Source organism: Vibrio pectenicida, assembly GCA_024347015.1.
GTDB lineage: Bacteria > Pseudomonadota > Gammaproteobacteria > Enterobacterales > Vibrionaceae > Vibrio > Vibrio pectenicida.
The window spans coordinates 315,242-330,090 of sequence record AP024890.1; the positions used below are offsets into that span (position 1 = coordinate 315,242).

Sequence of the window (14,849 nt, forward strand, 5' to 3'; positions counted from 1 at the left end):
ACGGTTATCCTTGGTTTTCAGGCAAACAGTTCATTGAACCAGGATGCTGTGTCACGACATCAGTAAATAAAAATGGCGGAACACTTGAGAATAGAGTGACGGGCTCTGCAATACTTGGTGCAGCAAGAGAGCGGAATTGCTCCCAGTCTTCAATTCTATCTGGACTTGCCTTAACTTCTTGTACCCAATTAAGGAAGGCAGCACGGTCAGGCAGTGCTGACGCAGTGAATTTCATCTGAGAAAAGCCTTCGCCACTAAAATTAGAAGCAAAGCCTCTATAATCACCTTCATGATTAGCAATCAAATTTAGCTTAGTTACCATACCTGGCATAGCGTAGATCTGTGAGCCTAAACGAGGGATAAAGAATGCGTTCATGATGTTGTCAGAGGTAAGCCTAAACGTCACAGGTACATCTTTTGGAAAAGCAACATAATTGACAGTCGCAATATGCTCTTCAGGGTAGATAAACAACCATTTCCAATCCAGTGAAACTACTTCAATCGTCATAGGCTTCACATCACTCTCAAGAGGCTTAGAAGGCTCCAGTTCGTGAGTCGAGCGCCATGTAATAACGGCAAGAATAGCGATGATAATGATAGGAATAGTCCATACGACAATTTCTATCTTAGTTGAATGTGACCAGTCAGGCGCATACTCTTCGTCAGTATTGGTATCTCGGTATCGGTAAGCGAAATACACTGTCATCAGAATTACAGGTATGACGACAATTAGCATCAGCAAAAGAGCAGTAATAATCAGCTCTTTTTGTTGGACACCAATAGCGCCTTTGGGGTCAAGCAAAGCAGAATTACACCCTGAGAGAAAAAGGATGGCCGTCGCCAAACTCCCCCTCGACAAGATGCGTTTATATCTTGAGGCTTCCATTAACTTTCTCGATGTTTGTCTGAATTCAGAGCTAAAACAATGAAACTCAGTTGTTATATTCATTAGAATGTTTATGTGTTGAGCGTGTAACACCGACTGCAAAGCAGAAAGTAAACAAATCAGCCGAATAGTTAATAACCATGCTATTTATGCGACTTATTCGTTATACTTTGAAATACCATGTTACATGGAGCGCATTATGCTTATATCAAGATTGAAGCTCACCTATCGAATTCGAAAACTAACATTTCAAAAATGGAAAACAAAAAATAATTATTAGTATGGAATCTAATGAAACATAGAAAAGTCTTTTATATACAATAGATAAGAAATTATCAAGGCGTGAATTTACATATAAACGTTAGAAGAACCTTCACTATATCGAACAAAAAACAATCGTGACAAAGATCACAATTATAAACTCCCATAATATTTATATGGTATTTAATTGCTCTTTATATCACCGAACTAGTATTAATTTAGCAAACGGGTATAAGATCTATTTGTCCTAGACAAGCATTGCCTAGGACAAAAGAAAAACGATGTGAGTGAGGCCTTAAACAATAATTAGCAAATATTCATCATTCAGACAAAACAATCATAAAGTATTATTTTATTCCATATTTAGCTAAAATTTTATCGAAGGCTCCATTAGCTTTTATCTCTGCTAATCCTTTGTTAAAGGCATCAATATATTTACCGTTATTTGAATTCTTCAAGCCAGAGGTAACATGTAGAGGGTTGACAGATAGTGCATTATTAGTGAATTCAAAATCAGCCACATTCATACCCGCACCTGATAAAGTAGACTTTGCCACCAATTCATCTTCTAGAGTCAGATCTATACGTTTTGCTATCAACTTCTTCGCATTGGAAACTAAGTCGTTGGCTTCAGGTTTCTTAAAATTACTGGCACCAAGAAAATCATCACCATAGCCATAGTTACGAATGATACCAATAGTTTTCCCTGACAAACTATCCATACCATTGTATTCAAAAGCATCACCTTTACGTTTGATAAACTTGAGTGAATTTTCAAGATAGGGTTCGCTGTAGTTGAGAAAAGCCGTTCTTTCGTTAGTAAACCATGTGGCGACCAATATATCAATTCTTCCATCTTTAACTTCGTTTAAAGCTCGGGTCCAAGGCATTATTTTAAAATCTACGTCATAGCCCTGTGTTTTCATCGCTTCTGTTAAAATCTCAACCGAAACACCGGGACTACTGGTATCTTTCTGGACAAAGGGAGCCCATGGATCTTGGGCTGCCGTTATGGTTGCAGCAACACTCTGCACCGAAAAAAGGGCCGCAACGGCCAGCAATAAAACGTTTTTCATAAAAGGTCCTCAATAACTATTTAACTTAAGTTCGGAATTTAGACATATGGCTTGCAATACTCTGGCTTAAGCTAAGCACTTCCTCTGTTGTTTGTGCATTTTGATCAGCACCTGACGCCACTTCATTAGTCGCTTCAGATGCTTCGACAATTGCTCGACTTATTTCCTCTACCGCCATTCTTTGTTCGTCAGTAGCTTGTGATATTTGACCACTACGATCTGAGATGACAGTGATCAAACTCTGAACTTCTCCGACAGAAGACTGGGATTCACTCACTCGCGTCGCTGTATCTTCCAATAAAGTTGCAATACGTGTTAACTCATCTTCTACTGATTTAGTTGCAGAGCCCAAGGCAGTAATATTTTTCTGTATTTGTTCGGTCGACTCACTTGTTTTAACAGCAAGGTTTCGAACCTCATCGGCAACGACGGCAAAACCGCGTCCCTGTTCACCAGCTCGTGCAGCCTCAATCGCTGCATTTAAAGCAAGTAAATTAGTTTGTTCTGAAATATCATTAATCACATTCAAAACGGTGGTGATCTTCTCACCTTCTTCAACCAAGATATGCATTTCAGCATTGACATGATTCATCTCTTCACGCATGTTGATAATGTCAGTGGCTGAGCTTTCAATCGCGTCGTTGACAGTGGAAGCAAGTCCAGTAGCAGTCTGAGCTTGGTTTGCAGTTTCTGATGCAGTGTCTGCTACAATAGCGACTGACTGATTTAACTCAGTCGCTGCTGCTGCAACGGTCGTCAACTGATGCTTCTGCGAATCTAGGCTGTCAGCATTTTTTCGCGCTGTTGCTCCGTTAGCCTGGGCTTTCTCACCGAGCGCTTCAGAAGATTCATTCACTTCTTTTACAATAACGCGCAGGGATTCTGTGAATATATTTATGCCGTTTGTGATTGCATCAAACTCTCGGTACTTTGCCGGAGCCAACTTGTTGGTTAAGTCACCATCACCAGACGCAAGGTCTTTGATGACATCCGTCAATTGAGCAATTGGCCTTAAAACTGTAATAGACAAAGCAGCAATAATTACAATAGAAAGTATTAAATCAAGAATAACTAATTCGATAATACTGGTTCTCAATGAATCCGCCAGTTTGATATCCATTGCATTCGTGTCGAAGAAAACTACTACCTTACCGACAGTATTTTCTTCTCCATAATCAACAAAAGTAAGTTCCGAGGTCTGGCTTTGCTCCACCGGATAGGCTTCTTTATCAGTTACATCAATTAATTTTATCTCTTCACCTTCGACTTCCTGTGTCAAAAACAGTAGCTCACTGTCTTGAGCATCTATAAGTTGGATAGCCGAGATTTCGGGCAAATCCAATTCTGCCGACATTGCGACTTTAGCTGTGTCTAAATCAAAGTCCCACACTGCTTTGGGCAAACTGATAGACATGCGTTGGCTAGTTCGTTCAACATTTACTTTGAGCTCTTGATTCAAATTTCCCTTAAAGTTCTGATACTTGATAAAAGCAGACACCAGCAAAACCAACGTAAGCGCCACGATCACTTGAACGATAAATACTACCTTTAACCTTTTCAAAACTAGGCCCTCATGATTTTTCGCCAGTTACTAAAAAAGTAGTAACTGATTAATCAATTAGCAAATAAGATAATAAATGAGATTCAAATCACAATATATGCTATTGATAGCATTGTTATTTATATAAATTGTAAATTTCAAAAAGGTGAAGTGTTTACTAAATCATGCCTAAACTTACGTGTCAGCTATGAAAATTTCATTCAAGTAGCAATCAAATTCTTTTGCAGGAAAATAATATTTTACGTACCAAGTATCAGCGACACTACAAAAAGGTATTATAGGAACATACCTCACGCGTTTGTCCTTTTATGCTGATCTTTCTCTTCTCTTTATACTGCATCCCTAGTTTTTTAATAACAGAGCAGGACTGTCTATTCTCAACCAGATGTTGAACTTCCAATTCAGCAACATTGAGTTCACGTTTCGCGTAACTAATGAGTGCCTTTGCAGCTTCTAGCGTGATACCTTGCCCCCAGTAATCGCACCCTATCCAGTAACCTAAGGTAGCGAGGTCACCTTTTATCGAAGGAAAACTTACGGCACCAACAATACTATCATTTCCCCTAATCGTGATAGCAAAGATAACTGCGCTTCGTTGTTCAAACTTCTCTGTATGGCTCTTTATCCACTCAGATGCCATTTCTACTGTATATGGGTAAGGTATATTTGCGGTCATGTGTGAAACTAGTTGATTTCCAGCTAGTAGAGCCACTCGTTCGCTGTCTGATAAGCGAAAGGGCCTTAAAATAAGTCTTTGTGTCTCAATTACTGGCTGCATAATCCATCTCTAAAAGTAATTTACAGTGTAAAGTAATAGGCAAACAGATATTAAGTTGCCAAAAATACTAAGTTAGGTCTATTGTGATTCAAGTTCAAACATCAACGATTTTAAACTTTGGTTAATTTGCTGCTTTTGTTCTTTGCTCATTCCCTTCACCAGACTGTGTTGTACTTTCACATGTTCTTCAATAATTTTTTCGATCAATAAAAGCCCTTTTTCTGTAAGCTGAACAGGCACACTACGACGATCAGATTGGTTATGTTGCCTTGCAATCAGTCCTTTAGAAGTGAGCTTATCCAAACGATTAGTCATTGCTCCTGAAGTAAGCATCATCGAATCAATAAGCTCGGAAGGAGTTAGCCAGAACGGTTCACCACTGCGGCGCAAGGTCGCTAAAACATCAAACTCCCCTAGCGTCAAGTCATACTGCTTGTGAAGTTGAGCTACTCGCGTTTCCATTTTTTTGGCTATCCTGAGAAGCCTTCCCATAATAGCCATAGGTTCTGTATCTAACTCTGGCTTTTCTGTCGCCCATTGCGCAACTAACCGATCAATATCATCCATTAGTTCTTCCCTCCCCAAGCAGTCAATATGGATATCTTTATGTTAAGATACTTTACAAGCACGTGCATAAAGCGTACATTTCTGGAAAAGTATCTTAACATAAAGATAAAACGTCATGAATATACTACTAGCAATGATACCCGCTTTTTTTTGGGGAACAACGTATGCTGTAACTCAATATACGTTGACAGATTGGCCACCTCTTTTATTGGGTGCCTTAAGAGCCCTTCCTGCTGGATTATTGCTTTTACTGCTTAAGCCATCGATGCCTCAGCGTGCAGACCTACCTCGTCTTTTTACTCTAGGTCTGATTAATATCGCTACATTCTTTTGCTTAATATTTGTTATGGCATTGACATTACCGTCTGCAATCTCAGGTGTGGGGATGGTATCAGTACCTGTATTTGCCATGATATATCACTGGTTAGTACACAAGCATCAACCAAATTATATTCAGGGTATATCGGGCGCAGCGCTAATTGGTCTAGCTTGGTTTCTATTTTCTCCCAGTCAGATTGTATTAAACCCAGTTGGGCTCGCTGCCATGCTATGCGCCATTATGTGTATTGTTATTGGCAGCACTTTAACGAAATCTCTCGGTACAAAAATACATTGGTGGACGGTTCTGACTTGGCAAATGATTATAGGAGGCAGTATGTTATCAGTAGCAGCAGGAGTAGATGCTAGCATTTCACCTGAACGATATAAAGATGTCATCAGCCATTTTTCTGTAATCAATGGGGTTGGTTTATTATGGGTGATTGGATTAAATACAGCGCTGGGGTATGGCATGTATGTTTGGTTACTACAACGCATGACTGTCGTTGACTTTACATTTGGTGGAATTGCCAATCCAGTGGCTGGTATTGTTTCTGGTATAGTGTTACTTGGCGAGTCATTCACTTCCTTACAGTACAGTCTCATGGCTGGAATGATAGTGATGTCACTGTTACCACAAATAATACTTTCTCTAAGACAACATAAACCTTGTCCCTAATGGAGCAAATTAAGTAAATGATGTCGTTTACACTGTAAAACACATGTACAGGAAATAAAACCAAGTGCTGAGCACTTGGTTTTTTGATGAGCTTAAAGTGCAGCGTTATGATATACCTGCTGAACATCATCGCAATCATCCAAAAGGTCAATGAACTTTTGGAATTTCTCAGCATCTTCACCAGTAACTGGTGTATGGTTCTGAGGCACAAAAGTGATCTCCTCAACGTCCAAAGTGACCTCTGGATATTCTGTATTGAGAGCAGTTTTTGCTTTAAAGAACTCAGTATGAGGAGCAAACACAGTAATCACCCCCTCCTCCAATTCAATGTCTGTGACATCAACATCTGCCATCATTAGTGCTTCCAGTACCGACTCTTCATCTTCAGCTTTAAACTGAAACACCGCTTGGTGATCAAACATGTGAGCAGTTGTTCCGGGAGAACCTATCTTAGCACCCGTTTTAACAAAGCACTGACGAACATCTTGAAATGTACGATTACCGTTATCTGTCAAACAATCAACAATAACGCTAGCACCACCAGGCGCAAAACCTTCGTAGCGGGCTGGCTGATATTCTTCACCACCGCCACCGCATGCTTTGTCAATTGCTTTGTCAATAACATGAGCAGGAACTTGATCTTTTTTTGCTTTTGCAATGAGATGTTTTAATGGCTGATTCATGTCTGGATCTGAGCCACCATTCTTGGCACACATGTAAATCTCTTTACCATATTTGGAATAAACTTTAATTTTTGCGCCTTGAGTTTTGGCCATTGAGGCTTTGCGCACTTCAAAACTTCTTCCCATCGGGATCTTCTCTCTAAATCAATTTAACGCGGAGGATTTTAGCAAAAAACAAAACCATTTCAATTTCTCGATGTACAAAATAAGCCTTAAGCGACTCCCATAGTTCGCTTATATTTAGCAACGGATTCGAGAAACGCGTTTCGCTCATCAGGATCTCTAATCTTCTCAGCACACTGAGCAATTCCTTCAGAACCAGTCTTTGATTCTCTCATTTTCCAAACGAGAAAAGATGCTTGCTTATCAAACTCTATTTTGTTTTTTTCTTTTGCTGGGAGTGTAGATAGGTTTATAGACATTTCAATACAAAATGTTTGTCAATAATATGAGCGGAACTATAACACACTCAATCGTGTGTGTGCGAAATACCAACTCAAACCAAAAGTGTGGGAACTAAGCCAACTTTGTCTGTCTGCTTATGGTATGAGTATCAGTGCCAAATCCCAAGTTCTTTCGCTTCCTCAAGTGTCAAACCGCTTTCCCGAATCTCTTTTAAGGCTTCAATTCGACGTCGTACTTCTGCTGATCTAACACTTTTTGTTGGCTTTTGCGAATCAACTTCATCATTGATATCCCACTTATCGGTTATCTCAGACATTTCATCATGGTCAATAGAATTTATGGACATTGTAACCTCCGAGTAAACCATATAGGTGAAAAAAGACCTTTAGAAAACCTAACTGCCCTTATTAAGAATTTTAGACTGATAAAGTGATTAAGCTAATTATTTGAAATCGATTTAATACCAAATCGAATAATAAAATATATAAAACAATTAGATAGAAGCATTTAGTGTGTAACACCTATTATGTGTTTCTAGGTTAATACTAGCAATAATAATCGGAGGCATAACTAGGAAACCTCTTGATCATGTGTCCGGTAAATTGCACCGTTAGTATATTAGCCGCTAACAATCGTACGATTGCTTTTATTAGACTAGTTAACCATTCAAACCTACTATTTATCAAACTATCATTAGTGTTAGCCTTTCGTGGTTTTATTGTCCAAGATTCTACGGGAACGGTATGTATGACTTCACCAATGGCTAACACTAATCTGACGAACCGAATAATTAAAATAGAAAGTTTGGAGGGATTACTTGCAAGAAACTCTGAAAATTTAGCGGTAGGTTCTGGCCACTTATCAATTCTTCCTGCGCTTACTGTATTTAAGCCAGCAAGAGGACCTCTGCGATTTTATTGGGAGATATCCCTAACTGTTACAGCTCTTTCACAACTTCTAAGCAGTAATACTCCCAAGCAAGAGAAACTTACTCAGCTTGAAACAAGTATCAATTCTTTATCAGATCAAAACAAACAACTAAAAACCATTCTGGGTGAACATAGCTCCTCCACAAGAGTAAAAAACAGCATAAAAATCAATAGATTTAATCGAAAACTTTGCAACCATGTCATCGATTATATTAAGGATCCAGGTAACCTTTCAGAAAATATAGAAAAAATTCTTCTTCTAGGGGAGACTGAAGAGTTTAGATTAGTATCAAAGCCTAAATATAGTGAATTACCTCAATCTTTAAATTACCAAGGCCACCCGCTTCTTCCTGACATCACCGCGAGCGAGAATTATGTTCATTTTGGTGATGAATTAACCCCTGATCAGCAGCGATCAGTTCGTCTACAATCTCATATTCTCGATTTAGAACTCGGGGACCGACTCAATATCACTAATCATGATGATGAAATAAGTAACACCCTACAACAAGCTATTGAACATGCTGGTTTGATCAAAGATGGATTATGGGAAAACTTCGCCTTGGGCAGAGTTAAAGACGAAACGAGGTTTCACAAGAAATACCGAATACTCTGCTCCACCCACTTCATGTTATATGCAGGAAGAATGCACCATATTGCCAAATGGCAGCACCCTCAAATAGTAAAAGACTATCTCGAACGCAAAGGAAAGAGCCTCCCTTGTAAAGTACTATCTAGATTCAGCGATGATGGGAACCGTTCAGTAAACTACTATTCGATACATACACGCGATATGTTGAAGAGTATTTTCCCCAAGCACGTCAGTACGGGTAATATCACCCTTTTTCTTGATGACAATAGTAAAGTTATCGCTGACAACTTGAAATGGGTTTTCAACATATATACCAGTGCTCAACGTGTTCAAGGAGGTGATTCACTGCCAGCATTACCAAACTTCCACTTTACCCAGTTGAAAAAATGGAGCGAATGTGTCGATCAACATGAATATTACCAACAATTTTCCGATTACAAAAACGATAAACTCCCCGAAATTCTTCTGCTAAAAGACTCTCAAACCTTTGCATCATCTACATTTTGCCAATCCTCTATCAACCCCTTAGACACGCAAGAAAAAGCCGAAGTGCTTGGTCGTTTTGAGCTTATCAGGCCCTTTTATAAATATGACGAAATAGAGAAAATGTGGCAGCGATTTGCCACGTTAGATAGTGATGACAAAAAAGCAGTCGCAATCTCCAATTTTCTTGTCCATAGCGATGATCCACTCTTAGTCTTGTTCGGCGTCTTTTTTAGGGGAAAAGTCGTAGTAGAAAAAACCGGAGAAGCCATTTCCAATGTTTTTACTACGATAAAAAATCTGTTCAAGGAATACCATACTATTTCTGGAAGGATCACCATAGTCAAATTAAACACTGACCAGATCATGGTAATCTCAACACTCATGCATGATACTGCTATTGCCTACATTGACCTTACACAAGACAATGAAGTCACTCGACTAGTCAGTGAGTTGATCACAGCTGGAAATCAATCTATCAATTGGCTCAGCGAAACCAAAGACAATGCAAAGGCGCTCCTGTCTCATCTTGGTTATAATCCGGACACTATCCTACCCACACCGCAAGCTGACTCTGATAGTAACCACGTTATGTTCAGAAACTGTGCATTTGACAATGAAGCATGGGAAGTCAAAAATGAAAGCGTTTTAGTTAATCTTAATCCCATTGCAGCCGTCACACTTAACTCACTTCCGGGTATTCCAATCAAAGGGATATCCACCTCGTACGATACCCTATACGACTGCGTCGAAGATGAAGCGCGCGAAGTCATGCTATATAACGCCAATATTTACAAAGCGTTTCTCAAAGACAGTGAATGGTGGGAGAAACTTCCCTCATTTGTGCCTTTCTTTGATCTATTCAACGCTTTAGTCAATGACCCAAGTTATGAGTTTGATCTTTCGTCAGAAATAGATGGCATCCTCTTTGATGTATTTGATCTTATCGTTACCGCTGTATGTATTGGGATTCCTATAACAAAGCTAGCCACTGCAGGAAAAGTTGCATTTAGATCATCGGTAAGACTTCATATCACAAAAGGGCTAAAAGGAAATGCTCTTAAACGGGCAGTAACTAGGGATATGTTAAAGCTCGCAATGCCAGTGGTTAAAAATACCACTCGAGAATTGTTTGAGTTTCTCGTCGTACCGCTTCCTTCACTAAACAGCGCACCAAAACGTATGAGAACATCTAACCTCTACTCAGATCCTAGCCGAACTCGATGCGCGACCAGCACTCGATATGAGCTCGATTCAGGCCCCAGTAAAGATCCTTCATTTGAAACTCTTGAACAAAAGCACACATTGAAAAGCCACTTCATTCAAAAAGAATTGCGTGACAGGCTGAGAACAACAGACTCCAGTATTCCCAACAGAGGTGCTTGCCAGCAAATTTCAGCTTTGTGGGTAAATGAAAAGCTAACCAAAAAGATTTTTGGCCGAACCGAATTCCCAGCCCTTGCGCATAAGCCAGTTCAAGAAAGTAAACGGGCAAAAAAATTGTTCGAAAAAGCCTCTAAACTGCAAGAAGCTGAACGCAAAAATAACTACTATGACCCTCAAGATACTTTAGATTCATTAAAGCTAGAATATGATCCTCCTATATCAATAATCCCAAAAAATCCATTGAAGCCAAATATAACTGATCGACAAAGATGTATTAGCAGTTTAGTAGGAGGCATTTCCCGAAGAACCGCGCAAGGTGATCTTCCAGTTGGTTTTTCTCTCAACTTTACTCTAACTGGTTCAGAAGCGGGTCACAGTGTTGGTTTTTTATTGGATAAAAAAAGAGGCCTCAGTTTTTTTGATCCAAATAGTGGTGAATACTTGTTGAAAGTGGCTAGCGATTCTAACGGCATAGATACAGACAAGCTAACAGAATTTTTCAATGACTATTTCGATTGCTTGCAAAACAAATGGCCTACCTATATGCCGATAAATTACGATGGTATCATTATGATTCCCGTGAGGAAAGCAGGTGGGCAAGCCATAAGTTCCAATCCCCTAGTCCGACATTCAAGTAACCAATATGAACTGGATACGCCGCTATCACGCCCTCAAGGGAATAGGCATCAGGAGGGGGGGATAGTAACAGAAAGATCTAGAACATCAGTCGTAGAGCAGGGAAGCTTGGGAGGCGTACGTCAGCGTCATCAACCCGTTCCAGCAGTAAAAAGTAGCAGAGGGGATTATATCTTCTCGAATACTCCCATTGGCTCCAAAGACCTCATAATATCTGGTAATAGCCGTAGCAGTATATTAAATCACTTAAATAATAAGAGTGCGCAACAAATTACCAATGAAATCGATGGCGGTGCGATCTATGCGGGGTGGACAAGAGTTCCCAGAACTAGCAATAAGATATTAAACCCCATAGGGGATTCGGCCAAAGCAACAATCAATGGCACCACAAATTTGGCAGTGAGAGTCGGTGGAATACCATCTCCAGATATTGCTGGTACTGGTTTGAGCGCTGGTGGGCTTGCAAAACCAGCTGCAGGAGGAGGGGCTCGGCTCAGACTGATCAACAAATGGAGAGGAGAGCAAACCGCAGGCCATGTCAATTCGCGCAAAGCGCTCGGTATTTCTTACCTGCCGCAGGAAGGATTTGTTGAAGCTGGACGAGGCTCTGTGACTTATGCTGAAATCGCAAATAAGGTGAACCAACTTTAAGCGTGACACGAAAGCATGATCAAGTAAAAGCCTTGATCATGCGTTCAATGGAGTGTGATGGGCAAAAAAAAGCGAGTTCTTAGAACTCGCAAAATATTCAGAATGAATCTAACAATATGAGCCAATCTACAAGGGATAATCTAGATCCCTCATTTATCAGAAAGGACAAAAGGTTGTCTATTCGGGATAAATAATAGCTAACGTAGTAGCCATCAATGTCAGTGAACTGTCAGCAAAATGTAGTAGATATGTCTGATATTCAACCATAAATAATCTAGATATTTTAAGTAGTGGCATTTCACTGCAAACTTCCTGTACTAGAGAGGTATTGGAGCCTTTCATTCATTACATTGGAAATGTTAATCACACATGAAAAAGGCTAGCTCACACCGCGACTTCATCTAGTACTCGATATACACTCTCATCAAGGTGGCCACTATATACCTGCTTACACACTTTCCTTCTTACCGCAAGCCCTGCTATCAGTCGTTCAATAGAAAGGTGTTTGGATTCATTTTGGCTATTGTAAAGCTCAATAAGTTTGCTTAACGTTTCATAAGGAATAACGTCTTCTCCTACTTTAAGAAAGTCAAGCTTCTCCATGAGCTCCTTACACTCTTCAAGAATTGAACTATGCGAATGTCCTGTCATTGCAGATAATGCTGTTACAGAGCGTTCTAGAGCCTCAGAGGAGGTATATTTGGATAGAGTAATGGTTATCTCATCAGCATTTATCTCAGCCAAATGTTTACGTACCTTAACTCGACGTCCAAGTTTACCTTTGCAGGAGCGCTCTTTTCTCTGAATAGGTTCAAACTCACCGTCGATGATCTGTGACATTTCATCGAGTTGCTGCTTAGTCACCATTTCATTGCGCAATGGATTAGGGAGAGTTGGAGCCATATTACGCTTACCAGCATTTGTCATGCGAGCCCTAGCATAACGTAGGACTTCATCCGCATCACATTTTATATCTACTTGGTAATCTTTATTCTTTCCACTTTGGTCAACAGGATAAATGGTCAAGTGATAGCCCCAAAGATTCACTTTAAAAACCTCCTCATCACTTTGTTGATCTTCGGATAGTTTTTTGAGCTCACGAATTAAATCCATTGAGAATCGGCGCCATTCAATGTTACGAGCCAGTTTTTGGTTTAACGTGCTTAACAACATAGTGTCACTGTGACGACGCGACATACGACTGCGGAAATAGCTATAAAGCTGGAAAACAAGCGTATGTTGCCGAAGAATTTCAGGAGGAAACAAGAAAAAGTAGTCACGCGTCAGTAACTCTTCATAAAAAGAAGGTTCCCAAACTAAAATATAAAGATTTGGTTTAATTCGAATTTCGCCATCTTCACCTTCTGTAGGAGCTTCCTCGGATGCCGTAATAGTGCGTGCTAGAAAACGAAAACGATCACTTTTAAACCCCTCTGGCATATTCTCACTTAGCCATCTTCCTGTTAGTTCATGGAGCTGAAAATCAGTAAATTCAATTCGGTCGATACTATCTCTGATCGAATCTCGAGCTGGACCACTATCTTTTTTTCCACGTAAAGAGAGTATATCTGTAATATATAATGGGGTTTTATTAGGCGCATGTCTTGCGTCAATATGATAATCATCTTGATGATGTTCGTGGTACTGAACCGTTAAAGTAAACAACGCAAATAACGTCATTAGATCGTCAACCGTCATAATACTCTTAGATGATCGAGTCTCAATTACAGCCTTGGTACCCGATATAGACACTAAGCTCTTTTGATATTGCTTGCGGGTACGCGGAGGAGCTAAAGCCTGATCAATAATCCCAGCCCAGTTAGTCGGAGATACAACAAATTGCTCCGCTTCATCTTTCATGGCCGGTGGAGTGTTTAATCCATATTCGTTAAGTAATCGTTTGTTAACATGTGTTTGTGCTAGTGCTTTAGAGCGTTTTTGTTTTTCACTTCGTTTGACAGATTCAGTCATTAAGCTGGTCGCTCCTAAGACTGAAATCAACTGATTTGGGTTTACAAAACGATGCAGCATAGTTTTGCCAGCTAACCCTTGTTCAAACCGGACCGGTATTTGTTGAAATAGACCTATGTTTACGGCAGCTCGTAAACGTTGTTGGATTGCAGCGCGAGTAAGCTGCCCATCAGTTGCATCAATCAACTCTGTTGTTGAAACAAATCCATCTTTACTTGTAAATCCTTGAAGTGAGATAAGATTCAGTAGCTCGACTATGCTTTTCGTCACACCTTTAAAATGTTGGTACTGTTCAATCCAATTAACAGCTGCTTCTGACACTTCAAACATATGCCCATCTTTATGACTTCTGGGGGCTTTAATCAGGACTTTGTCTTTTGAGGTCATGGAAGTTTATCCGTTTTACGTAGGCCGTAACTTTAACATCATTCCGAAATGATAGGGAAAAACAGTCTATAAATAAAGAAAAATCTTGTTGTATCTTTTAGTTTGCTGTCTATGTCTAACTTACCATGGAAACAAGTAAGACACATTCTAAATGCATACACAAAACCATCTTTCGAAGTGAATACTGACCTTCTGCTGATATTTATCTTCTCTTATGCATTCTATGCTCATTTTATTCAATTAAGGTCGATATTACCCTGTATTAATTTATACGCGAGAGCGAGTAAATTATTAGCTAGGATTCTCCAACTCATAGAATAGCTCTTGCCTATATGAATAGTGTTCCAAACTGATCTAAGTGATTAAACTGATCTAAATTGATTATATGATCTATTGATCTAGAGAAGATTTTTGTTATAACTATATGTTTTTATTTAACTTATTTTATCATCAGCAAGGAAGGATGATCAAGATAATAGTGAAACAATGATCACTAAGTTAAAGAAGCATGATCAATGTTGTTCGAAACAATGATCAATACAATAACGTATACATGATCATTGACAATCGAAAGCATGATCAATATATATTCACAATTTA

11 protein-coding genes are annotated in these 14,849 nt (G+C 39.5%); 2 read left to right on the forward strand and 9 right to left on the reverse strand.

Going from position 1 to position 14,849, the window contains the following annotated elements; genetic code table 11:
• Window positions 1–4: 4 nt before the first annotated feature.
• From cyoA to OCV27_RS16400, 5 genes are all read right to left on the reverse strand, one after another.
• Complete coding sequence (gene cyoA, locus OCV27_RS16380) at window positions 5–886, reverse strand: ubiquinol oxidase subunit II (RefSeq protein ID WP_125322214.1); 882 nt, start codon at window positions 884–886, stop codon at window positions 5–7.
• A 608-nt stretch (window positions 887–1,494) separates the two neighbouring features.
• Window positions 1,495–2,223 (reverse strand): transporter substrate-binding domain-containing protein, encoded by a 729-nt coding sequence (locus OCV27_RS16385; RefSeq protein WP_125322213.1) that lies wholly within the window; start codon window positions 2,221–2,223, stop codon window positions 1,495–1,497.
• A gap of 25 nt (window positions 2,224–2,248) precedes the next feature.
• Window positions 2,249–3,784: a methyl-accepting chemotaxis protein gene (locus tag OCV27_RS16390; RefSeq protein WP_125322212.1), complete on the reverse strand. Its 1,536-nt coding sequence runs from the start codon at window positions 3,782–3,784 to the stop codon at window positions 2,249–2,251.
• Window positions 3,785–4,046: 262 nt separating this feature from the next.
• Window positions 4,047–4,562: a GNAT family N-acetyltransferase gene (locus OCV27_RS16395; protein WP_125322211.1), complete on the reverse strand. Its 516-nt coding sequence runs from the start codon at window positions 4,560–4,562 to the stop codon at window positions 4,047–4,049.
• Between the two features lie 78 nt (window positions 4,563–4,640).
• Window positions 4,641–5,129: a MarR family winged helix-turn-helix transcriptional regulator gene (locus tag OCV27_RS16400; protein WP_125322210.1), complete on the reverse strand. Its 489-nt coding sequence runs from the start codon at window positions 5,127–5,129 to the stop codon at window positions 4,641–4,643.
• Between the two features lie 115 nt (window positions 5,130–5,244).
• On the opposite strand from OCV27_RS16400, the gene OCV27_RS16405 reads away from it, so the two are divergent.
• Window positions 5,245–6,126, forward strand: a complete 882-nt coding sequence (locus OCV27_RS16405; protein WP_125322209.1) for a DMT family transporter — start codon at window positions 5,245–5,247, stop codon at window positions 6,124–6,126.
• 92 nt (window positions 6,127–6,218) lie between these two features.
• Here OCV27_RS16405 and OCV27_RS16410 read toward each other — a convergent pair whose 3' ends face one another.
• The 3 genes from OCV27_RS16410 to OCV27_RS16420 all read right to left on the reverse strand — a co-directional run bounded on the left by OCV27_RS16410 (window position 6,219) and on the right by OCV27_RS16420 (window position 7,560).
• Window positions 6,219–6,935 carry a YebC/PmpR family DNA-binding transcriptional regulator gene (locus OCV27_RS16410; RefSeq protein WP_125322208.1) on the reverse strand — a complete coding sequence of 239 codons (717 nt, stop codon included), beginning with the start codon at window positions 6,933–6,935 and terminating at the stop codon, window positions 6,219–6,221.
• Window positions 6,936–7,021: 86 nt separating this feature from the next.
• Complete coding sequence (locus tag OCV27_RS16415) at window positions 7,022–7,231, reverse strand: DUF3283 family protein (RefSeq protein WP_125322207.1); 210 nt, start codon at window positions 7,229–7,231, stop codon at window positions 7,022–7,024.
• A gap of 131 nt (window positions 7,232–7,362) precedes the next feature.
• The gene (locus tag OCV27_RS16420; protein ID WP_125322206.1) at window positions 7,363–7,560 is read right to left on the reverse strand and encodes a PA3496 family putative envelope integrity protein; all 198 of its coding nucleotides are present in this window, start codon (window positions 7,558–7,560) and stop codon (window positions 7,363–7,365) included.
• 242 nt (window positions 7,561–7,802) lie between these two features.
• Here OCV27_RS16420 and OCV27_RS16425 point away from each other — a divergent pair, with 242 nt between their 5' ends.
• A complete protein-coding gene (locus OCV27_RS16425) occupies window positions 7,803–11,891 on the forward strand; it encodes a hypothetical protein (protein ID WP_125322205.1) in 4,089 nt (1,362 codons plus the stop codon).
• 384 nt (window positions 11,892–12,275) lie between these two features.
• On the opposite strand, the gene OCV27_RS16430 is transcribed toward OCV27_RS16425, so the two are convergent.
• On the reverse strand, window positions 12,276–14,249 hold the full coding sequence (locus OCV27_RS16430) for a replication initiator protein RctB domain-containing protein (RefSeq protein WP_125322204.1): 1,974 nt from the start codon (window positions 14,247–14,249) through the stop codon (window positions 12,276–12,278).
• Between the last annotated feature and the right edge of the window lie 600 nt (window positions 14,250–14,849).